The sequence below is a fragment of the Bacillus sp. JUb11 genome (assembly GCF_024807925.1).
GTDB lineage: Bacteria > Bacillota > Bacilli > Bacillales > Bacillaceae > Bacillus > Bacillus altitudinis.
In genome coordinates this window covers 275102-297077 of record NZ_JANUEZ010000001.1, presented here as the reverse complement: position 1 = coordinate 297077, position 21976 = coordinate 275102, and the positions used below count along the sequence as shown (strand labels likewise).

Sequence of the window (21976 nt, the reverse complement as noted above, 5' to 3'; positions counted from 1 at the left end):
CTTCTTTTATTGTGTTTGCTTTATCATACGCAGGACAAGGTCTGTTGAGTGAATCGCTGCTTGCTCTAGAAATTGATCAAAAGAGATATTGGATTCTTTCCCAGCAATATCTGACAACGCTCGAACGACCACAAATGGCGTTTCAAATAGATGGCAAACTTGCGCAACTGCTGCTGCCTCCATTTCCACTGCATACAGCTCTGGAAATTTCTCTCTCACAAACGCGACACGACCAGGATCATCCATAAATGAATCTCCTGTTGCAATCGTTCCTTTTGCCACTTGAATATGATCGATTTCTGAAGCAGATTCCTCTGCCAGCTTCACAAGCTGATCATCTGCGATGAAAGCAGCTGGTAATCCTGGCACTTGTCCATATTCGTAATTAAAGATCGTCACGTCCACATCATGATGTCTAACATCTGTAGAGATGACAATATCACCTACATTTAATGAGTGATGGAAACCGCCAGCTGATCCTGTATTGATCACATAATCTGGCTGAAAGCGGTCAAGCAGAAGTGTTGTGCTGACCGCTGCATTTACTTTTCCAATCCCTGATTTTAATAAAATCACTTCTTTATCTTCATAAACACCTGTTGTAAATTCACACCCAGCGATGTTTTCTTGTGTGGCATTCTTTAGTTGATCTCTTAAAATCGTCACTTCTTCTTCCATTGCACCTATCACTGCGATTTTCAAATCAAAAACATCCTTTCATTCCCTTTTCTTCGCTTCTACGATCCACACAAAATCATTCATTTGATGAAAAGATGTGCTAAAACCTTCTTCTTCAAAGATTTGCTTTAACACACCTATGGATGGATAATATTCCGTTTCTAAATCCTCTGCAAGCTGATCGAACCCAGCGGCTTTCGCTTTGTTCGTTGCAGCTTGATGTGCTGCTTGATTTTGAAACATTGTATCAGCAAAGACTATTTTACCACCTGAGGGAAGGATGTTGCCATAGGTGTGGATGGCTTGTTTTTTTTCTTCGTCCGTTAAATGATGGAAAGCATATGAACTGACGATCGTATCAGGCTCAAAAGGTGGGGCTGGAAACGATAAAAAATCTCCGTCATGAAATACATTTGGTATTCCTTTTTGAAGAGCCGCTTTCTTCATGGCCTCTGAAGGTTCAACGCCAAACACTTTCTTATCTGCTTGAAGCAGTGCCGCCGTTAGGTTTCCTGTGCCGCTTCCAAACTCAATGACATGTTGACCTGCACGGCGAGTAATCTCTTTTAGAATGGCCGGATACCGGCGAAACACTTCTTTATACTGCTCGTCATGACCACTTACAGTGTCATCATAAGATTCAGCCCAATGATCAAATAAAGAAAGAAACTCACGTCCCATTTTTCTTTCCCTCCACTTTATCTATTTATTCCTATCCGTATAGTATGTTTTATTCCGTCGAACAGTTCCTATCCTACCACATCTTCTGATTCTTTCCTACTAAAAAATACTGAGTGGGGTGGAAAAATATTTGCCCTTTTGAATGGGAGAGATTATGATGAATCTAGAGCATGGAGGGATGAATGAAATGGATTTTCAACTGGATTTTTTAAAGGACAAAATTGAATTTTTTGAAGCAACGTCTTTAAAAGAGCTTGAACAAAAGATCCAAAAACAAATTGAACATAATCAGGCGATCTTGCTGACTGTTCATTCTGTGAGTCATCAAACGACTGTCATTGATGATAAGATTTTGTATACAGCAGTTGTTCATTTTAAAGCGAATGTCTCATAAAAAAAGATCAGCGTATAGGCAGTCAGGTCTGTGCGCCGGTGCTAGTCCTTCCTAGACTGCAAAGGTTTTCTATCACGCTGAAAAGAAGAAAAAGGCTAAAATGAAGTTCATTTTAGCCTTTTTGCATGCATCTTTTTTATTTTAATTTTTCAACCTTCACAGGTTTCCAGCCTTTTTCGTCCACCCACGTAATTTCTACACGGTAGCGTTCACCTGTTGATTTATCACGGATGGTTCCTTTTGCATCTTGAGGTCCTCCGTTATTTCCTAACCAAATAACAGTCATTTGATCTTCTGAGATTCCTGTCGCATAGGACATGGCTTTGATCATTTCTTTCCAGTCTTTTGAGTTAGCATCATAGGTTGCTGTATGTGATCCCGATTGCTCTGTTCCTACAGGCTCCCAGTTATCGTTTTCATATGTTTTGTCTACGTCACTTGTTTTACCGCCATCTGTTTCTGTGGCATCTTTTAACGCATCTTTGTTTGGCTCTTCTTCATCATCTGTTTTCTTTGTATCGTCTTTTTTGTCAGATGAATCGTCTTTTTTCGCATCCGCATCATCGGATGTATCTTTCTTTTGATCTTTCACATCTTCTTCTGAGTTTTGTTTATTTTCACTCGATGCAGGTGCTGTTTTGGATGGTTCGTCTGCTACATTTGTATCTTTCGGTTTATTAAAAATTAACAAACTCGATGCGACAACCAAAATAAGCACCACAACGATACCAATTAATATGTTAAGCACCATATTCGCCTTTCTGCGCTTATCACGATGTTCAAATCGAGAATTTCTACTCAAAATCTCTGCACTCCTTTGCCTCTGTTCCCTAAGTCGTTACTATTCTAACATGACATGAAGGGATGTTCTATGTCTGTTTCTTTTCAATTTCATTGACCTTTTTTACAATATCATAAAACGCTTCATTTGTCTTAGCCCGGCCACTTGCCTCATCAAGGTGAATAACGACGAGAGCGTATTTTGGTTTTTCTGCCGGAAAGTATCCGGCAAACCATTTGTGATAAAGTGGATTCCCCTGTTTGTCTTTGCTGCCGGTTTGGGCCGTGCCTGATTTCCCTGCTATATGGAACGGCAGGTCTTGAAATCTTCTTCCTGTTCCTTTGTCAGACGTCACCACCTGCCTTAAGTACTTTTGCAAGGTTTGAGCTGTATAGCGGTCAATACTGTCACCATCAGGTCGTTTGTTTTGAAAGGATAGCATCGTTGTTCCGTTTTGATACATCACTTTATCTGCAATCCTCACTTCTTTTCGTTCTCCACCCCTTGCAATCGTTGCCATCATATTGGCAATTTGTAAGGGGGTTGTTTTGACATTTTTTTGACCAATTGCCGTTTGCGCAATGGCTTTTTTGACATGCTTGTCTCTTTTATCTCCCCACACACTGCCTGTTTCTTCACGATCAAACTGTTTGAATTGTTGCTTATGGTATACATCCCCTTCCCAGCCAGCTCGATCCACAAGCCCAAGCTTTGAAGCTGTCTTTTCAAGGATTTGATCATCTGTTTGGATGAGCTGCTCAGCGAGTGTCGCAAATGTATAATTACAGCTTTGCGCAAAGCTTTCAGACAGATTCAGTACTTCCTGCTTTCCTTCTGGCTCTCCATATAAATTCTTTCGACAATCATACATCGTTTGTGGTTGGTTCAAGTTTTTTTCAATCGCTGCGGCAAGCACGACCGTTTTAAATACAGAACCGGGAGCCATTGCGGTCAGCATGTAATTTCTTGCCTCATTCCGGTTTTTGCTGGTCACATTTGGAACACTCGCCATCGCTAGCACACTGCTATTTTGGATGTCGAGCAGAACCGCTCCGCCTTTTTCAACACCTTGTGCTTTGAGAACATTCTCCATTTCCCTTTGCATGTCTTCGTCCATGGTTGTCTGCACTTGCAGCGGATAAAACGAATGAGCTTCTGCTGTATATTTGACGTCCATCCCAAACAAAGGGTTTCCCCTTCCGTCCACATGGTATAACAATTTTGTGTCTTGCTCTGGTAATAGAAATTCGTCAAATGTACTTTCCAAACCGAATGTACCGATCTCAGTGCGGATTGAAAGTTCTTTTTTGTCCGGATAACGTTTTCTCAAGAGTTCTGGATTCTCGCTTGTGAAACCTAATGTGTGGAGGGCAAGTCTTTTTTTGTCCTTCTCTTTCATATATACGCCGTAAACACCTGAATATTTCATATCATTGATGTCTTTTAGCTTTTTTTTCGTGATCTCATCTTTTAAAATGAGTGGTTTCTTCGTTTCTGTCAGCTGGCTCTTCAATTCATCTTCTTCCATCTCAAGTATAGAAGCGGTTTGTTTTAAGTGAGGGAGGTCATATTGCAGGAAAGGAAATATGATGACCGCAGGCTCTTCTTTTGTGAGAAGTGCCTCGCCGTTTCGATCTAAAAATTCGCCGCGTCCGTCTGAAATGACTACTTCTTCTGTCCGCTGCCTGACACTTTCTTGGATCAAATTAATATCCAGCTTTGAAAAAGATTCTGTGAAAAACAACTGAATTTCCGCTAGTCTAAATAGGAGACCGAGCAATAAGATAAAAATAATGACACCTGTCCATTGGATTCTTCTTGTTTTCAGCATAAAAACACCTCGTCCCTATTGTGGACGAGGTGTTGATCGTATAAACGTAATTATGAAATTTTTACAATTTGGACGAACATTTCTCCGCCAGGTGTTTGAACCGTGACTTTGTCGTCTACTTGTTTGCCTAAAAGGCTTTTTGCAATTGGTGAATCGTTTGAAATTTTGCCTTCAAACGGATCAGCTTCTGCACTTCCTACAATCGTATAAGACTCTTCTTCACCGTCCGGTAATTCAACGAATGTCACCGTTTTACCGAGTGAAACAATATTTGAGTTACCTTCATCTTCAATAATTTTGGCATTACGAATCATATTATCAAGCGTTGTAATACGACCTTCTACAAACGCTTGCTCTTCTTTAGCAGAATCATATTCCGAGTTTTCAGAGAGGTCTCCAAAACTTCTAGCGATTTTAATACGCTCTACAACCTCTTTACGTTTAACCGTTTTCAAATATTCAAGCTCTTCCTCTAATTTGCGCTTTCCTTCTTCTGTCATTGGAAATACTTTCTCTTGTGCCATGAATCATTCACTCCTTCTATTAATCCTCATCATACAAGCTTTCTGCATGTGAGTGACGACTGAAATATACAAGAATGAGGACATATTCCGGCCCTCATTCCTTCTGTCCCATATTCGTAAAAGTCCATCTTACATGGCGTCCCTTTTAGATGCAACTATTATGCCTTTTTATTAGGCAGGAACAGCAGCGGTCTCATGATGATATATTATCTTCATCGCACAAACTGTGGAAAGGCACAGGAAGCTCCTGTACCTCGTTCGGCCATTTCGATCATATGTAGAAGAATAGCTTATCCATTCTCCATCTTCCAATACATAATATGGTCAGTGTACGATATGTCTATGCTATATTATTACAAAATTGCATTTTGATCAAGAATTGTTTGAAAATTTGTGATGATTTGTTTGTCGTTTTTTTAATATACTTTTACAAAGCAGGAATAACTGAAACTTTCAGCATCCCATCGTGATTTTCCTGTCTCCATTTCGCAGCATTGTTTTCCTATCATATCAAATCTTTTACTCAGAGGACTGCTTCTTACAATGCTCACCGATGATTTCGGACTAGCCATTACTAAAGTATTGACTACAAGAGCATGATGTTGAAAAGACCTTTACGTCGTAAAGGTCTTTGTTCTTCTCCACCATTTACTCTCCGCGGTTTTGAAGAATCGTTTGAATTTTTGTCACCATGAGGTCAATGGCCACATGGTTTTGTCCACCTTCTGGAATGATGATATCCGCGTATCGTTTTGACGGTTCAATGAATTGATTGTGCATCGGTCTGACGACAGATACATATTGTTCAATCACGGAATCAATCGATCTGCCTCTTTCTTTCGTATCACGTAAAATACGGCGAATGATCCGAAGATCTGCATCTGTATCCACATACAGTTTAATATCCATTAAGTTTCTTAGACGTTCATTTTCAAGAGCAAAGATTCCTTCAACGATGATGACATCTTTGGGCTCAACATGTACCGTCTCTTCTGAACGTGTGTTTAGTTTAAAATCATAAATCGGTTTTTCAATGGACTCGTACTTTAGCAGCGCTTCTACATGCTCAATCATCAGGTCATTGTCAAATGCAAGCGGATGATCATAATTGGTCAGCAGGCGCTCTTCAAATGGCATATGACTTTGATTTTTATAATATAAATCTTGCTGAAGCATGAGGATTGAATGTCCTTTAAATTTTTCGTAAATGGAATTGGTGACGCTCGTTTTACCTGAACCCGAGCCGCCAGCGATTCCAATCACCACTGGTTTTTTCCCCATGTGCCGGTTATTTCCCCTTTCTCATCATGTTGCTAGGGTATACTTTTTGATCAAGCTTAAATTTCACAATTTGCAGTGGATGACGAGCGGCATCGAGTTCGTTCCCTTTTTCGTCCCAAATCGTCTCAATCTTGCATGTGAAATTTTCAATTTCTGGACCGAAAAATTCAACTTCGTCGCCAGCTTTAAAGAAATTACGCTGCTGTAATGTGACAATTTGTTCTTGTTCATCATAATGAAGTACAAGACCGACGAAATCAAAGGTCGTTTTCTTTCCGTGAATGCCAAACATTTGTTCATCCGTTCCTGGTACACCTTCAAAAAAGGCAGGAGCCGTGTCACGGTTGGCACATTTGTCTAATTCATCGAGCCATTCTTGTTGAATGACGAAATTGTCTGGATCCGCACAGTAAGCATCAATGACTTTACGATAGACACTGACAACTGTTGCTACATAATGAATGGACTTCATTCGTCCTTCGATCTTTAAGCTATCAATTCCCATTTCGATCATTTGCGGTATGGATTCGATGAGTTTTAAATCTTTTGGACTCATCGCAAATGGTGCGTCTTCTTCACTGAATAAAGGCGCTTCCTCAGAGCCTTCTAGTTTATAAAGATCATAATCCCAGCGGCAAGATTGGCAGCAGCCTCCGCGGTTTGAATCTCTCGCTGTCATATGGTTACTGAGCACGCAGCGGCCAGAATAAGCAATACACATCGCCCCGTGAATGAACGTTTCGATTTCAATATCCACTTTTTCTTTCATTTCTTTAATCTCTAGGGCGCTTGTTTCACGTGCAAGGACCACACGCTCAAGCCCCTCTTCCTTCCAAAACTGCACCGCTTTCCAATTTGAAAGAGACTGCTGTGTGCTCAAGTGAACTTCAAGCTTTGGAGCTACTCGTTTGCATGTTTCAATGATGAGTGGATCAGCGACAATAATTCCCGCTACACCCGCTCCTTCAATCCCTTGAAGATATTCTTCCAGCCCGTCCATGTTTTCGTTGTGGGCGAAAATATTCGTTGTCACATAAATACGAGCACCGTATTTGTTCGCAAATGCGACACCTTCTGCCATTTCTTCGATTGAAAAGTTATCTGCATTTGAACGAAGTCCAAATTCTTTCCCACCAATAAAAACAGCGTCTGCTCCATAATGCACAGCAATTTTTAGTTTTTCTAAGTTTCCTGCTGGCGCTAGCAGTTCTGGTTTTTTTGTAATGACACGTTTTCCATCGATCATTTCAGAAATTCCATCTTTTAAAAGTGCCATTTCCTCTGCCTCCTTTTATCTTAATAAACCGTTTCTTTAAAGAAGAACCCTGTATCGATTGAACGGTTGACAGGCTGGATCTCTTCAATACGCTCCACCCATTCATCTTTCTGATCTTCATAGGCTTCCTTATCAGTCACTAGTAAATCAATGGCTTTTCGATAGAGGGATGTCACCTCTGTCATATAAGAAAGTGACTTTAAAATTCCGTCAATTTTAAATGAGTCAATGCCTGCGTCGACAAATTCTTCCAATTCATCAATCATACATACATCATTTGGACTCATAATGTGTGTGCCATTTTCATCCTCAAAAATAGGATATTTGTTTTGACGCTCCTGGTCGTGAAGGAATAGACCTTCTTCCATATTTCTTCCTTCCACGTCCATTTGTTTACCTTGATATTCAAAATAGTTGCCAACAAGTGTCCGTTTGGATTGGAACATACAGGTCATGCCGTGGACTTGAATTTCAATCTCCACTTCAGCGTTTTCTTTGATATCAATCACGCTATCCATATTGAGTTCTTTGGCAAGAACAGCACGTGTTGCGCCTTTTCTGCCCCAGTAGTTACAAGTGTAATAGTTTGTCCCAGTTGTTTCTGTACTCCAGTGCAGATTCAAGTTGACACCTGTTTCTTTTGCGGCCATGATCACTGCCGGATCTCCAAAAACGACACCATCCACGTTTAACCCATCGAGAAAGGTTAAATAATCTCCAAGCAGTGCCACACGGTCATTATGAAAAATCGCATTCATGGCGACATATACTTTTTTGTGATGTGCATGTGCAAGTTGAACCGTTTGTTTCACATCTTCTCTTGAAAACTCACCTGCAAGACGGATTCCATATGTTTGTTCACCTATTAAAAATGCGTCAGCACCCGCTTCAATGAGCGGCAGTACATCCGACACCTTGCTTGGCGTCACAAGCAATTCTGGTTTTTTCATGATTGGTCACCTCTTTTTGTACTAATAGCGATCCCATCTCCAACCGGAATGATACACGTTTGGTAGTCAGGATTTGACATCAGCCATTGATTGTATCGATCAATTTTGCCTATTAATTGTTTTTTTCGTTTATCTTCAATTTCTTCTTCATAATTTGTCGCAACTAAGCCTTTAAATAATACGTTGTCTGTAATAATCATTCCGTCATCGGACAGCATCGGTTCAAACAGCTCAAAAAAGCGTTGATACTGGCCTTTTGCCGCATCAATGAAGATCACATCATAGGGCGCCATCGTCTGAACCGTTTTAGCTGATTCGATCGCATCGCCAAAAAATACGTGAATTCTATCTTTGAAATGTAATTCTTCAATATTCCGAGTCGCTTCCTCATAACGTTTCGCATTTCGCTCAATCGTATAGATTTCAGCATCTGGCAGAGCTTCTGCCATTCGAATCGCTGAATAGCCAATCGCTGTCCCAACCTCAAGAATCTTCTTTGGTTTTTTCAAAGAAAGCAGCTGCAATAACAGTTCAATGCTCACCTTTTCCATGATTGGCACATGATGCTCTTTCGCATACTCCTCTAATTGAGCGATGTCATTAGGACTTGGCTCAATTAAACCTTCAATATAATCATTTATTTGATCATCTTCGATTGTCATTATATGTCTAGCTCCTTCATGACCTGAAAAAGAAGAGTCCTGCCTGCTGCAGCTCTCTTTCTCGTCAATCTTTCGTTCATCTAAGTAAAAACAACCCGATATATTTTACCACAAAGATGTGGTAATTGCGAACCTATAAAATGGATATAACAACGAAAAAAACTGCAGGCAATTTCACCATTGTCTACAGTCTTTTTCCTTTCACATGAGCGCTAGTTGCTGCCTGTGATGTATTTCGCTTTCGCTTTGTTGTGCTCATTTAACGTTTTCGTAAAGACGACTTCCCCATTTTTCTTTGCTAGGAAGTAAACAAAATCTGTTTTCTCTGGATGGAGTGCTGCTTTCCAAGAAGATTCTCCAGCATTGGCAATAGGTCCAGGCGGCAGTCCTTTGTTTGTATACGTATTATAAGGTGATTTCACTTTTAAATCTTTGTAATAAACACGGGACTTATGCTCGCCAAGCGCATAAAGAACGGTTGGATCTGTTTGAAGCGGCATGTCCTTTTTCAACCGGTTATAAAACACACTTGAGATTTTTGACCGGTCTGTTTTTTCGGTTGCTTCCATTTCTATCAGGGATGCCATCGTTAGGACATCATGGATGGACATCTTTCTCTTTTTCATGTCCTTTTCATACGTTTTCACATATTGATCTGTTTGTTTAATCATCGTGTCAATGATGGTTTCAAGTGATTCATCCTCACGATAAAACGGATACGTCGCCGGGAATAAATATCCCTCTAACGGATGCTTGACCTGTTTCCCGTTCACTTGTGATGTCACCGTTTTCGGGTATTTTTTCATCAATTTTTTAATAAAGGCTGGATCATCCAGCTTCGCTTCAACTTCCTTCGCTGAAAAATTCGTCTGGTTTGCGATAATAGTTGCAATATCAGACAACTGTTTCCCTTCAGGTATCACAAGCTGAAATGCGTAATCTGTCCCGCCAGATGTCAGCTTTTGAATTAGCTGATCCGCATCCATTGTTTGTTTGAGATGAAAATAGCCCGCTTTAAAGCCTGACGCTTTTTTGTACTTTGCATAGTAAGTGAAAATCGTGTCATTTGAAATCAGCTCATTTTCTTTTAAAATGCTCGCAATTCCACTGACAGATGTCCCATTTGGAATATGAATATTAATGGTTTGTTTGCTTTTTTGATCGACCGGCCCGAGTGCTGATTTTACATATAAAAAACCTGATAATGCTACAATGATGATCACAGCAAGTACAGATAACAGGACGATCCCCATTTTTCGTTTAAAAAATGGTCGTTTCTTTTGTTCTGAAAACATGCATGGCCCTCCTCACATCTAGCTTTTATAGTACATGATTCGACGGAGTTCGGCAATTACTTGCTCATGCATGTCATGACAGAACTTGCCATAGTGCGGCTAAACCGACACCGCCTCCACTGCCAATTGCAGCCATGACATAACTTCCATTCGGTAAGGCGCGGGCTTCGTAAAACAGTCTCACCATCATAGCAGCTCCCGAGGCGCTATATGGATGCCCAAGACAAAGCGCACCGCCTCTTTTATTGATACGGTCATAAGGAATACCTAGTGTCCGGGCAATGAGCACTACTTTGAGCGCAAACGCTTCATTGATTTCAAAAAGTGCAACATCTTCTATCTTCACCTGTTCCTTATGTAAAAGTTTCTTGATTGCATCAATTGGTGAAGCAGCAGGATAATGCGGGTCCATAGCGGTCACGGCACTCCCGATATACCGCAGCATAGGGCTGAAGCCTTTTGCCTCCGCTTCCGCTCTTTCCATCACAACGACGGCAGCTGCACCATCTGCTTCTTTACAGCTATTGGTCACAGTCACAGTACCTTTGCCTGGTAAAAAGACAGGTTTTGCCCGCTTTATCAAGCTTGCAATCGGTCTTATTTTAGCTGCCGCTTCATCTGTACTCATCCCGCTAATCGGAACAATTTCTTCTGAATACGTTCCTTGCTTGAATGCGGTTATACTTCGTTCCCAGCTTAAAAGTGCATAGTCATCTTGCTCTTGTCTCGCAACTGAAAATCTCGACGCCGTCAGCTCTGCCGCTTCCCCCATATGAGGGTCCCCTATCCACTCTGGAGAAAAGCGGGCCCTTTCTTTCATTGGTGACCGAGAAATGCTTTCCGTTCCACCAGCGATATACATTGATCCCTCCCCCGACTGAATCATGATACACGCCGTTCTAATGGCTTCAAGACCGGAAGCACACTGCCTATCAATGGTCATACCCGGAATATGTAATGAAAGCCCTGCTTCTAACGAGGACAGACGGGCAATGTTGCCACCACCCCCGACGACATTGCCTAAAATGATGTCATCTGGCTTGGTCACGTTTGAAAAATGCTGGATCAAGGGCGCAGCTAGATGCTCTGGCCGGTAATCCTTCAACATTCCATTTTTCTCACCGAAGGGCGTCCGCTTCGCTTGTACGATCACGGCTTGCATGATAATTGTTCCTCCGCCCACTTTTTCATACTGGCACGAGCGATTTTCCCTCCTGATGTTTCGATCATTTTGTCCGTGACGAGCCATTTTTTTGGTACTTTGTATGCCGCTAATGTTTCTTTTACAGCTTGCCGAATGGTTTTTGTTTGCTGTACATTCTCAATAATGGCAACAGGGATTTCGCCCCAATATGGATCAGGAAGTCCAATCACGATTGACCGATTCACCTCTGGCTGTTCATTCAGCACACGCTCAATTTCCTCTGGAAAAATATTCAGTCCCCCATAGACAATCATGCCATTCTCGCGGCCGCTCATATACAAGTAACCATCTTCGTCGAGCCACCCCATGTCATATACGGTCAGCCACTCTTCGGGCGGCTTTTCATCTTGTAAATAGCCTGAAAAAGACATTGGGCTTTTCACATAAATTCTCCCTATTTCATTTGGCTTGCAAACGGTTTGATCTGCCCTCCTGACTTCAACCTGAATAGAAGGAAAAGGCTTTCCGACAGAAGTAGGCTTTTGCAAAAAGTCATCTGAAGATAAATAGGAGACAAAACTCAATTCTGATGTTCCATAAAAATCAAAAAATGTGATGTGGGGATTGCGGTTGACGAGCTGTTTTTTTGAATAGTTTCCCCAATCTGCACCAGACGACAGGACAAGAAGCGGATTCTTTCCGAAAGCATCCATTTGCAATAACGATTCTGTCATGGTCGGAACCGTATAAATAGCCGTGATGTCTCCTTTCTCTAAGGTTTTCTTTGCTTTCTCTGGCACAAATTTTTCTAACAATGTCACGGTGCCCCCGAAATAAAGTGTGCTGATCGCACCGTATAAAAAATGAGAGGATAAAAGTGTGCCCAAAATCAGTACATGATCTTTATGTGTGATCCCAAAGACGGATGTTGTCATTTGAAAGCTCTCGATCCATGACTGCTGGCGTCTTATAAAGGCTTTGGGCGATCCCGTTGATCCTGAAGTAAATCCCATATAAAAAGCAGGATCTTCCTCCGTATCACTTTTGTTCGATTGAACATTTATGCTGAGGCTGATTCTTTCTTTCCATTCAGATAAAGAGAGCACTGGCATATCCAGCTTGTACTTTTCAACCCTTTTGATATATCGATCTTCCACAATGACAAGGTCTGCCTCGCTTAATAAGAGCTTTTCCGCGCATTCCTTGTCACTCCACCGCGGATCAAGAGGCACCGCTGTCCATCCTGCAGAAGCTGCGCCAGCAAATAGTTGGAGAAACGGAACACCATTTGATACTAAAAAAGCGACTCTTTTTTGCTGATGAGGCGTTTCTTTTAACCATTGTGCAGATGACTTCACACGCTCATGCCATTCTTCATAAGTGATCTTCTCTTTTTCATCTCTGATCGCCATCTGATCTGGCTTCACTTTTGCATGAGCTGCATAGCTTTCCGTTATTCTCATCAAACTGCTCGCCTCCCTCTATGTAAGTCCCTTTTTCGATATGACATCGCTTGAATGATTTTCACCGTGAAGACGGCACATATCCCTGCTTTGATCAGATCACCCGGTAAATAAATGACGCTGAACAGAGCTGCTTGCGTGATCTTTATATGCATCATCATGGCTTGAAAGGGAATTCCGCCTATATATAATATCCCGATACTGCATACCGCATAGATTAAAAATAGTCGTAAGGCCGTCACTTTCTTCAGCCGGTTCAGCCACAGACTGATCATAAAGGCAGCCACTGGATAAGCAAGTAAAAAACCACCGCTTGGCCCAAAAAAGACCCCTATTCCGCCTCTCCCTCCAGATAAAAGAGGTGCGCCTGCTGCCACTATTAGAAGAAACAGAAGTAAACTAATCAGCGCTTGCTTTGGTTTTAACAGCCCTCCAGCAAGCAAAAGACCTGCGGTTTGTAAGGTGATTGGTACAGGTGTAAACGCAAGAAAAATAGGCGGAATCAATCCTAACATCCCAATAACTGCTGTCATGAATGCCATTTGCATCATATCGTGAATTTTCAATTTTCATACCCCTCACTCGATGTTTTTGATAAAAATAGCGTAAAAGGTCGAGTGATATATGTCAACTAAATTTCAATAATAGTTTACATATAGAATGTAAAAAAAGACCTGTGAAGAAAGATCACAGAGATCATGTTCACAGGCCTTTTATTCGTTCTATTCTTCTTCGTCTTCTTGATCTAAGAACGTATTTAACGTTTCTTCAATCATGTCCCACTCTTCATCCGTTTCAATTGGCTCTAATTCGCCATCTTCACCGTCTTCGTTTGGTGTGAAGCTTGATGCATGAATTTCAATTTCTTCGTTATCTTGTTCAGAAATTGGGTAGTAAAGAACATATGATTTGTTAAAATGGTCGCTTTCAAAAGTAAATAGTACTTCGCAAAGCTGCTCATTTCCATTATCATCAACGATTGTAATTTGCTTTTCTCCGTGTTCCATTTGATTCACCTCATTTTAATTTAAGCTGTCTAAGTATCCTTGAAGGATCATAACAGCCGCCATTTTATCAATGACTTTTTTACGCTTTTGTCTGCTCACATCTGCAGAGATGAGCATTTTTTCTGCTGCCATCGTTGACAGACGCTCGTCCCAAAGCACAACAGGAACATTGTACGTGTTTTCTAACACTTTCGCAAATGATTGGCTGGCCTCGCCTCTTGGACCGACCGTACCGTTCATATTTTTTGGAAAACCAAGTACAATTTTATCAGTTCCATATTGCGTGACGATCTCAGACAGGCGGCTGAGACCAAAGTCTCCGCCTGCTTCATCAATTTTAATGGTTTCAATCCCTTGAGCTGTCCATCCCATTTCATCACTGATTGCCACACCAAGGGTTTTCGTGCCTAAATCTAAGCCTAAAATTCTCATGTTTTACGCCTCTTTATGTGTCTCTAAGTACGATTTAACCAATTCCTCAATTAATTCGTCTCGTTCTAGTTTACGAATTAGGTTGCGTGCATCCTGATGTCTTGGAATATAAGCAGGGTCGCCTGACAGCAAGTATCCGACAATTTGATTGATCGGGTTGTATCCTTTTTCTTGGAGTGCGTCATAAACTGTTATGAGCACTTCATTCACATTGGTTTCAGCTGAATCATCAGAGAAGTTAAACTTCATTGTCTTATCAAATGAACTCACTGCTTCTTGCACCTCTCTTCCAACATTCTACTAGCAAGCTTTTTTCTAACCGCTCATCTAATACCATTATTCTACACTACATTGACTGATTATAAAACGGATTTGACAGATTCTTCGACAGTTGCCAGTGCTTCTTCAAGCTTTTCTGGCTGTTTCCCGCCTGCTTGTGCCATATCTGGGCGTCCGCCTCCGCCTCCGCCGCAAATTTCAGCTGCCTGCTTCACAAGTTTTCCTGCATGAAGACCTTTTTCAATGACGTCTTTCGTCACACCGGCTGAAATGTTGACTTTTCCATTTTGAACGGCACCAAGTACGATGACAGCTGAACCTAATTTCGCTTTTAAGTCATCAACCATCGTTCTTAAATGGTTCATGTCTTTGGCGTTTACTTTTTCAGTTAACACGTTCACTCCGCCAACTTCGATGACTTTTTCTAAAATAGAGCCAGCTTCTGCTTGACTTAATTTCGCAAGAAGTGATTCGTTTTCTCTTTGAACTTCTTTTAAATCAGCCTGCAAGGAAGCGATGCGTTTTGGTACATCTTTTGTATTTGATTTCAGTTCATTAGCTGCCTTTTCTAAAATCGCAAGCTGATCATTTAATTCTTCATAAGCACCTTTACCTGTTACAGCCTCAATACGGCGTGTTCCAGCACCAATACCCGATTCAGATGCAATTTTAAACAATCCGATCTCCGCAGTGTTTTGAACGTGACAGCCTCCGCATAACTCGATGCTGTAATCACCCACTTGCACAACACGGACAATATCGCCATACTTCTCGCCAAACAGCGCCATTGCGCCCATTTCTTTTGCTTCAGCAATTGGTTTCAGGTCAATGGCAACCGAAATGCCTTCCCAAATCTTTTCGTTGACGATTTTTTCAATTTGTGACAATTCTTCTTTTGTTACTTGTCCAAAGTGAGAAAAGTCAAAGCGAAGTCTGTTTTCATTCACAAGTGAACCCGCTTGGTTAACGTGGCTGCCCAATACATCTTTTAGCGCTTGGTGCAAAAGATGTGTCGCTGTGTGATTTTTCACAATGCCTTTTCGAAGCGCTGATTCGACTTCTGCAGTGACTTCAATGCCTTTTTGAACCGTACCACTTACGACGACTCCTTCGTGGACATGCTGGCCGTTTGGCGCCTTTTTCACATCTTTGATATCAATGATCGCTTCGGCACTTTTTAACGTTCCTTTATCCGCCACTTGTCCGCCGCTTTCCGCATAGAAAGGTGTTTCATCTAATAAAATTTGCACCGTTTCCCCTTCGTGAGCTTCTGTGACAATTTCACCGTTTTGAAGCAATTCGATAATACGAGCATCTGCAGTTAAATTTTCATAGCCCACAAACGTACTTTCTGCTTTAATATCGCCTAAAGCCCCGCCTTGAACCTGCATACTGCCTACATCTTGTCTGGCATTTCTTGCACGTTCACGCTGCTTCTCCATTTCTAGCTGGAAGCCTTCACGATCAACTGTCATGTTCTCATCTTCTGCATATTCTTCCGTGAGTTCGACCGGGAATCCATATGTGTCATAAAGCTTAAACACATCTTTACCGGAAATTTGTGAGCTGCCATTGTCACGTTCTTTTTTGATCACTTCTGATAAAATGGCTAACCCTTCATTCAGTGTCTCATGGAAACGCTCTTCTTCATTTTTGATCACTTTTGCAATAAATTCTTCTTTTGCTTGAACATCTGGATAGAAATCCTTCATGATCTCCGCAACAACTGGAACTAGGTCATACATAAATGGACGGTGGATATGGATCGTTTTTGCATAACGCACAGCACGGCGTAGCAAACGTCTTAACACATAACCTCGGCCTTCATTAGAAGGAAGTGCTCCGTCACTGACGGCAAAGGCAACAGTACGAATATGGTCAGCAATGACTTTAAATGCTGTGTCTTTTTCTTTTGACTCCCCATAGCTTTCTCCAGAAATCGTTTCTACTGCACGAATAATCGGCATGAACAGGTCTGTATCAAAGTTCGTCGGTACGTTTTGAATCACAGAGACCATACGCTCAAGACCCATTCCTGTATCAATGTTTTTCTTCGGAAGCGGTGTGTATGTACCATCTGGATTATGGTTAAATTCAGAAAAAACAAGATTCCATACTTCTAGATAACGTTCATTTTCTCCGCCTGGATATAATTCAGGGTCGTTCATGTCGTTGCCATATGTTTCGCCACGATCATAGAAAATTTCTGTATTCGGACCACTTGGCCCCTCGCCAATATCCCAGAAGTTGCCCTCTAGACGAATAATTCGTTCCTCAGGGACACCAATTTTATCTCTCCAAAGAACATACGCTTCTTCATCCTCTGGATGTACCGTTACAGATAACAGATTCGGATCAAAGCCAATCCACTCGTCACTTGTGAGGAATTCCCAAGCCCATTCGATTGCCTCTTCTTTGAAATAGTCTCCAATAGAGAAGTTGCCCAGCATTTCAAAAAACGTATGATGGCGTGCTGTTTTCCCTACATTTTCAATGTCATTTGTACGAATTGATTTTTGTGCGTTGCAAATACGCGGATTCTCAGGCACGACGCGGCCATCGAAGTATTTCTTTAATGTTGCCACCCCGCTGTTAATCCATAAAAGTGTTGGATCGTCATGCGGTACGAGGGACGCACTCGGTTCGACAGCATGTCCTTTTTCTTTAAAAAAATCTAAAAACATTTGACGTACTTGAGCTGAAGTTAAAGTTTTCATCATAAATCCTCCCTTTTTTATTCTCAATCTTCACACAAACGAAAAAACATCCCGCCCTATGCAAGCAAAAAACTACTTACACAGGGACGAGATGCTCTCGCGGTACCACCCTGATTATAGACATATGCGTCTATCACCTTCACATCCGATAACGCCGGAAGAGAGCGGCAGTGTTTATCTGCACTCGGGACTAGCTTCCGTTAAAGGTCTGATAAGGCTTTTCTCAGCAAACAAAGCCTCTCTCTGCAACAGCTTTTTAACGTACTCGGGTCCGTCATTGAATTCAATATGTATGAATCGAAATTATTATAGACAACTCGGCTCGTCTTGTCAATGAACGCTTCGTCTCATGTGAATATATTGCACAATGATGACCCTCATAATGGCTGCGGACGGCACGGCTAAAATCATTCCAATCAAGCCAAACAGCTCACCTCCAGCGAGTAACACCAGCATGATTACGACAGGATGCATATGCAGGCTTCTCCCGACAATGATCGGACTCAGTACATTGCTTTCTAAAAATTGAAGCACGGCTACTGTAATTAGCACAATGATCACTGACTTCACTGAGATGGTAAAAGCGATAAAGACAGCTGGAATCGCTCCAATAATCGGGCCAAAATACGGAATGACATTCGTTGCACCGATTAACATACCTAGTACAAGCGGATATGGAATATGAAACAGCCAAAGAACAATGGCAGCAGCTCCCCCAATTAAAGAACAGACAAGCAATTGCCCTCTAATATAATCCCCAAGTGAGTCATCCACTGCTTTCACAAAGGCATGTCCCCTTTTTCGGAAGCTTGGCGGGGTTAAATACCATGCTGCCCGCTTCATCGTGTTCATATCTTTCACCATATAAAAGACAAGAAAAGGAATAAGTGCAGCAACTAAGGCGTAATCAAGCAGTACTTTACAGCTAAGAATCATCCGCTCTGCCCCATTTGCGGCATACGTCTCAGATTGGACAATAAAACGATCCAGTCGTTCATGTAGTCCATCAGGCCAGTGGCTTGTATGACGATGAACATGTGATAAAGCACCATTATACGTTTCGGCAAGCATGGGAATTTGCTCCGACAATTCATTTAACTGAGCGATTAAAACCGGTGCCCCTTTATACACAGCCAAACCAATGCCGCCAAAAAACAGCACATATATCAATAAGAGACTGACCGTCCTTGGCAAACCTCGCTTATGTAGTCTTTCAACAATGGGATAAAGAAGATAAGAAATAAAAATAGCGATAAGAAGCGGGATCAAAACCGCTTTGAGCAATAAAAAAATAGGCATCCATAACTCGTCGAGCTGAACCAAAATGAGTAAAGACGCAAGGACAAGCAGTACACCTGCAGCATATATTAGAAACTCGATCGGACGTTTCTTCACCTTTTTCACCTCTCTTCTTATTGTTTAACCAACTTCTGCAATTATCCATGTAAATAAAATTTGTCCTAACTTTGTTAAAAATGAATACACATGAAACATACGGCTCCATCCAAAGTCACTGTTTGCTGTAAAATCTCGTTAGAAAACATTCCATTATTTTCTTATTTTTGCCTCATTTATGCTAGAATCCGCTTTAGCTCAATCATTAGAAGAGGAGGTTCTTCATGATCACATTCGAAGAAGTCAACAAGCATTACGGCCAGTTCCATGTACTTAAGGACATTAACCTACATATTCAAAAAGGTGAGGTTGTTGTGATCATCGGTCCTTCAGGGTCTGGAAAAAGCACGATGCTCAGATGTATCAATCGTCTTGAAAGCATTGATGAAGGAAAAGTCCTTGTCAATCAAGTGTCTGTTCAGCATCCGAAAACCAACATCAATCTCATCAGGCAAAATATCGGGATGGTGTTTCAGCACTTCCATCTTTATCCGCATAAGACGGTGCTTGAAAACATTATGCTTGCACCGATGAAGGTTAAAAAAGTGAGCAAAGAAGAAGCAAAGGAAACAGCTGAATTTTATTTAAATAAAGTTGGCATTCCTGAAAAAGCAGACACCTACCCTTCTAGACTCTCAGGAGGACAGCAGCAGCGTGTGGCAATCGCAAGGGGACTTGCAATGAAACCTGAGGTCATGCTTTTCGATGAACCAACATCAGCTCTTGATCCAGAGATGATTGGTGAGGTGCTAGATGTGATGAAACAGCTGGCAAGGGAAGGAATGACAATGGTCGTTGTCACGCACGAGATGGGGTTTGCCCGTGAAGTCGCAGACCGTATTGTGTTTATTGATGAAGGAAGAATTCTTGAAGAATCTACACCAGCTGCCTTTTATGAAAAACCGCGCGAGAAACGCGCTCAGCTCTTTTTAAGCCGTATTTTAAATCACTAGGGGGAATGAATTTGATGAAAAAAATGAAACGCTTTGGCCTATTACTGTTGATGACTTGCTGTATGATCGCTCTCGCTGCTTGCGGATCTGCCGAGAAAGGCTCAACCGATGCAAAACAAGGCAGCTCATTAGAAGCCATTAAGAAAGACAAAAAAATCGTTTTCGGTGTGAAAAACGATACTCGTTTATTCGGTCTAAAAAATCCTAGTAGCGGGGATATTGAAGGGTTTGATATTGATATCGCAAAAGCGATCACTAAAGAAATGCTCGGTGATGAAGGAAAAGCAGAATTTAAAGAAGTAACATCTAAAACAAGGATTCCTTTACTGCAAAAAGGAGATATTCATGCCATTGTTGCCACAATGACGATCACAGAAGAGCGTAAAAAAGAGGTCAATTTCTCAGATGTTTACTTTGAAGCAGGACAATCACTGCTTGTGAAAAAAGGCAGCGACATTCAATCGATTGATGATCTTAAAAAAGGTACGAAGGTGCTTGCAGTGAAAGGGTCCACTTCTTCTCAAAACATTCGCGAAAAAGCACCAGAAGCATCCGTTTTAGAATTTGAAAATTACCAAGAAGCCTTTACAGCCTTAAAATCAAATCAAGGGCAAGTTCTGACAACTGATAATGCAATTTTATTTGGCATGGCAGACGAAGATTCAAATTATGAAGTCGTTGGCGGAACATTTACCGATGAGCCTTATGGCATCGCTGTGAAAAAAGGCGATGAAAAATTGACAGAAGCCATTAATAAAGCGTTAAAGGCATTAAAAGATAATGGAGAGTATGACAAGATTCATAAAAAATGGATCAAAGAATAATCAATTGACTCGATCAATCTCAACACCCTCAGGAGAGCCGCTTGCCGGCTCCTCTGTTGATTAGGAAGGAAGTGAACTGATTGCTGCGGTTTTCCATTTTAACTGAGAACTTCCATCTTTATTTAGAAGGGTTTAAATATACGATTGGTGCAAGTGTCATTGCGTTGATTGGAAGCTTTTTCATCGGTACACTCATTGCCATTATGAGAATTGCGCCACTAAGGCCGCTCAACTGGTTAGGGACGGCTTACGTGGAATTTATTCGGAATATTCCGTTATTATTGATCACCTTTGTGTTCTTTTTTGGTTTACCGGTACTTGGCATTGTGGCAGATGGCTTTACAGCAGGAACCATTGCCCTCTCCATTTATACGTCTGCTTTTATCGCTGAAGCCATTCGTGCAGGTATACAAGCTGTACCGCTTGGACAAATGGAAGCAGCTAGAGCTTCTGGTCTGTCATATGGCGGAACGATGCGATATATTATTCTGCCGCAGGCAATCAAAATTGTCATTCCACCACTTGGGAATCAATTTATCAACCTTGTGAAAAACTCGTCTATTTTAGGTGTCATTGCAGGGTTTGATCTGATGTACCAAGGAGACCTTATCGCTTCGAGAACATTTGTGACATTTGATGTATACATCTTTGTTGCCATGTTCTATCTTCTATTGACCATTCCGCTTAGTCTAGGCGTTGGTTATTTAGAAAAAAGATTAGCCCGAAGCCACTAGAAAGGAGGAAACACAATGGATTTTATAGGTGCCTACCAGCCCGATCATCTCGCCTTTTTACTTGAAGGATTTGCTGTCACCTTAAAAGTGGCTTTTATCTCCATCATTTTAAGCTTTATCATCGGATTAGTCGTTGGCACATTGAGGTTCGCACAAATCCCTATTTTATCAAAGGTGCTTGCGGTCATTGTGGAAACCGTTCGGAACCTGCCGCTTTTGCTGATCATCTTTTTTACGTATTTCGCTCTGCCTGAAATCGGCATTAAGCTGAGTATTACAGCCTCTGCCATTGCGGCTTTAACCGTGTTTGAATCTGCCATGCTGTCAGAAATCATTCGCAGCGGATTAAAATCAATTGATAAAGGACAAATCGAAGCGGCTAGATCCTCTGGTTTAACCTATATTCAAACATTAAAAATGATTATCATGCCACAGGCGTTACGCCGAATGGTACCGCCGATTGTCAGTCAATTTATTTCTCTTTTAAAAGATACATCGCTTGCCGTTGTGATTGCCCTTCCAGAGTTATTGCATCACGCGCAGATTTTAAATGGTCAAAGCCAATCTTATTTACTTCCTATTTTCCTCTTGGCGGCCATGATGTATTTTGTTGTGAACTTCAGCTTGTCTATACTTGCACGGAGATTAGAGTACAGGCAGGCATAAAAAAAGGAC

At 41.5% G+C, this 21976-nt stretch carries 23 protein-coding genes and 1 other annotated feature; of the genes, 5 read left to right on the top strand and 18 right to left on the bottom strand.

Annotated elements, in window-relative coordinates:
- Positions 1 to 6: 6 nt before the first annotated feature.
- Together mtnN and M2369_RS01450 are read right to left on the bottom strand one after the other, a co-directional pair.
- The gene (gene mtnN, locus M2369_RS01455) at positions 7 to 702 is read right to left on the bottom strand and encodes a 5'-methylthioadenosine/S-adenosylhomocysteine nucleosidase (RefSeq protein ID WP_019743016.1); all 696 of its coding nucleotides are present in this window, start codon (positions 700 to 702) and stop codon (positions 7 to 9) included.
- A gap of 15 nt (positions 703 to 717) precedes the next feature.
- Positions 718 to 1359: a class I SAM-dependent DNA methyltransferase gene (locus tag M2369_RS01450; RefSeq protein ID WP_041506826.1), complete on the bottom strand. Its 642-nt coding sequence runs from the start codon at positions 1357 to 1359 to the stop codon at positions 718 to 720.
- A 187-nt stretch (positions 1360 to 1546) separates the two neighbouring features.
- On the opposite strand from M2369_RS01450, the gene M2369_RS01445 reads away from it, so the two are divergent.
- A complete protein-coding gene (locus M2369_RS01445) occupies positions 1547 to 1753 on the top strand; it encodes a YrzA family protein (RefSeq protein WP_024718362.1) in 207 nt (68 codons plus the stop codon).
- Between the two features lie 136 nt (positions 1754 to 1889).
- On the opposite strand, the gene M2369_RS01440 is transcribed toward M2369_RS01445, so the two are convergent.
- The 16 genes from M2369_RS01440 to M2369_RS01365 all read right to left on the bottom strand — a co-directional run bounded on the left by M2369_RS01440 (position 1890) and on the right by M2369_RS01365 (position 18790).
- A complete protein-coding gene (locus M2369_RS01440) occupies positions 1890 to 2555 on the bottom strand; it encodes a YrrS family protein (RefSeq protein WP_017367687.1) in 666 nt (221 codons plus the stop codon).
- A gap of 67 nt (positions 2556 to 2622) precedes the next feature.
- On the bottom strand, positions 2623 to 4365 hold the full coding sequence (locus M2369_RS01435; protein WP_041506825.1) for a peptidoglycan D,D-transpeptidase FtsI family protein: 1743 nt from the start codon (positions 4363 to 4365) through the stop codon (positions 2623 to 2625).
- A gap of 50 nt (positions 4366 to 4415) precedes the next feature.
- Positions 4416 to 4889, bottom strand: a complete 474-nt coding sequence (gene greA, locus M2369_RS01430; RefSeq protein ID WP_007501433.1) for a transcription elongation factor GreA — start codon at positions 4887 to 4889, stop codon at positions 4416 to 4418.
- A 648-nt stretch (positions 4890 to 5537) separates the two neighbouring features.
- Entirely contained in the window at positions 5538 to 6170 is a 633-nt protein-coding gene (gene udk / locus M2369_RS01425) for a uridine kinase (RefSeq protein ID WP_007501435.1), read from the bottom strand.
- A gap of 7 nt (positions 6171 to 6177) precedes the next feature.
- A complete protein-coding gene (locus M2369_RS01420) occupies positions 6178 to 7446 on the bottom strand; it encodes a peptidase U32 family protein (protein ID WP_041506824.1) in 1269 nt (422 codons plus the stop codon).
- Between the two features lie 20 nt (positions 7447 to 7466).
- Entirely contained in the window at positions 7467 to 8396 is a 930-nt protein-coding gene (locus M2369_RS01415) for a peptidase U32 family protein (RefSeq protein ID WP_008342670.1), read from the bottom strand.
- Complete coding sequence (locus M2369_RS01410; protein WP_041506823.1) at positions 8393 to 9058, bottom strand: O-methyltransferase; 666 nt, start codon at positions 9056 to 9058, stop codon at positions 8393 to 8395. The genes M2369_RS01415 and M2369_RS01410 overlap by 4 nt, the downstream gene beginning before the upstream one ends.
- 212 nt (positions 9059 to 9270) lie before the next feature.
- Positions 9271 to 10353, bottom strand: coding sequence for an endolytic transglycosylase MltG (gene mltG / locus M2369_RS01405; protein WP_041506822.1), 1083 nt, complete (start codon positions 10351 to 10353; stop codon positions 9271 to 9273).
- Positions 10354 to 10426: 73 nt separating this feature from the next.
- Entirely contained in the window at positions 10427 to 11515 is a 1089-nt protein-coding gene (locus tag M2369_RS01400; RefSeq protein ID WP_041506821.1) for an acetyl-CoA C-acyltransferase, read from the bottom strand.
- A complete protein-coding gene (locus M2369_RS01395; protein ID WP_041506820.1) occupies positions 11503 to 12960 on the bottom strand; it encodes an acyl-CoA synthetase in 1458 nt (485 codons plus the stop codon). The genes M2369_RS01400 and M2369_RS01395 overlap by 13 nt, the downstream gene beginning before the upstream one ends.
- Complete coding sequence (locus M2369_RS01390) at positions 12960 to 13526, bottom strand: biotin transporter BioY (protein ID WP_024718368.1); 567 nt, start codon at positions 13524 to 13526, stop codon at positions 12960 to 12962. Before M2369_RS01390 ends, M2369_RS01395 begins: the two co-directional genes overlap by 1 nt.
- A 156-nt stretch (positions 13527 to 13682) precedes the next feature.
- Positions 13683 to 13967 (bottom strand): DUF1292 domain-containing protein, encoded by a 285-nt coding sequence (locus tag M2369_RS01385; protein ID WP_017358102.1) that lies wholly within the window; start codon positions 13965 to 13967, stop codon positions 13683 to 13685.
- A gap of 15 nt (positions 13968 to 13982) precedes the next feature.
- Positions 13983 to 14399 carry a Holliday junction resolvase RuvX gene (ruvX, locus tag M2369_RS01380; RefSeq protein ID WP_024718369.1) on the bottom strand — a complete coding sequence of 139 codons (417 nt, stop codon included), beginning with the start codon at positions 14397 to 14399 and terminating at the stop codon, positions 13983 to 13985.
- 3 nt (positions 14400 to 14402) lie between these two features.
- A complete protein-coding gene (locus M2369_RS01375) occupies positions 14403 to 14669 on the bottom strand; it encodes an IreB family regulatory phosphoprotein (RefSeq protein WP_024718370.1) in 267 nt (88 codons plus the stop codon).
- An 89-nt stretch (positions 14670 to 14758) separates the two neighbouring features.
- Positions 14759 to 17395, bottom strand: a complete 2637-nt coding sequence (gene alaS, locus M2369_RS01370; protein ID WP_041506819.1) for an alanine--tRNA ligase — start codon at positions 17393 to 17395, stop codon at positions 14759 to 14761.
- Positions 17396 to 17474: 79 nt separating this feature from the next.
- Positions 17475 to 17682, bottom strand: a binding site (T-box leader).
- A 43-nt stretch (positions 17683 to 17725) separates the two neighbouring features.
- Complete coding sequence (locus M2369_RS01365) at positions 17726 to 18790, bottom strand: AI-2E family transporter (protein WP_017358104.1); 1065 nt, start codon at positions 18788 to 18790, stop codon at positions 17726 to 17728.
- Between the two features lie 224 nt (positions 18791 to 19014).
- Between M2369_RS01365 and M2369_RS01360 the strand changes: the two genes are divergently transcribed.
- The 4 genes from M2369_RS01360 to M2369_RS01345 all read left to right on the top strand — a co-directional run bounded on the left by M2369_RS01360 (position 19015) and on the right by M2369_RS01345 (position 21967).
- Positions 19015 to 19743, top strand: coding sequence for an amino acid ABC transporter ATP-binding protein (locus M2369_RS01360; protein ID WP_007501456.1), 729 nt, complete (start codon positions 19015 to 19017; stop codon positions 19741 to 19743).
- A gap of 14 nt (positions 19744 to 19757) precedes the next feature.
- A complete protein-coding gene (locus M2369_RS01355) occupies positions 19758 to 20567 on the top strand; it encodes a transporter substrate-binding domain-containing protein (protein ID WP_041506818.1) in 810 nt (269 codons plus the stop codon).
- Positions 20568 to 20647: 80 nt separating this feature from the next.
- Positions 20648 to 21301: an amino acid ABC transporter permease gene (locus M2369_RS01350; protein WP_007501460.1), complete on the top strand. Its 654-nt coding sequence runs from the start codon at positions 20648 to 20650 to the stop codon at positions 21299 to 21301.
- Between the two features lie 15 nt (positions 21302 to 21316).
- Positions 21317 to 21967, top strand: coding sequence for an amino acid ABC transporter permease (locus M2369_RS01345; RefSeq protein WP_008342693.1), 651 nt, complete (start codon positions 21317 to 21319; stop codon positions 21965 to 21967).
- Positions 21968 to 21976 lie beyond the last annotated feature (9 nt).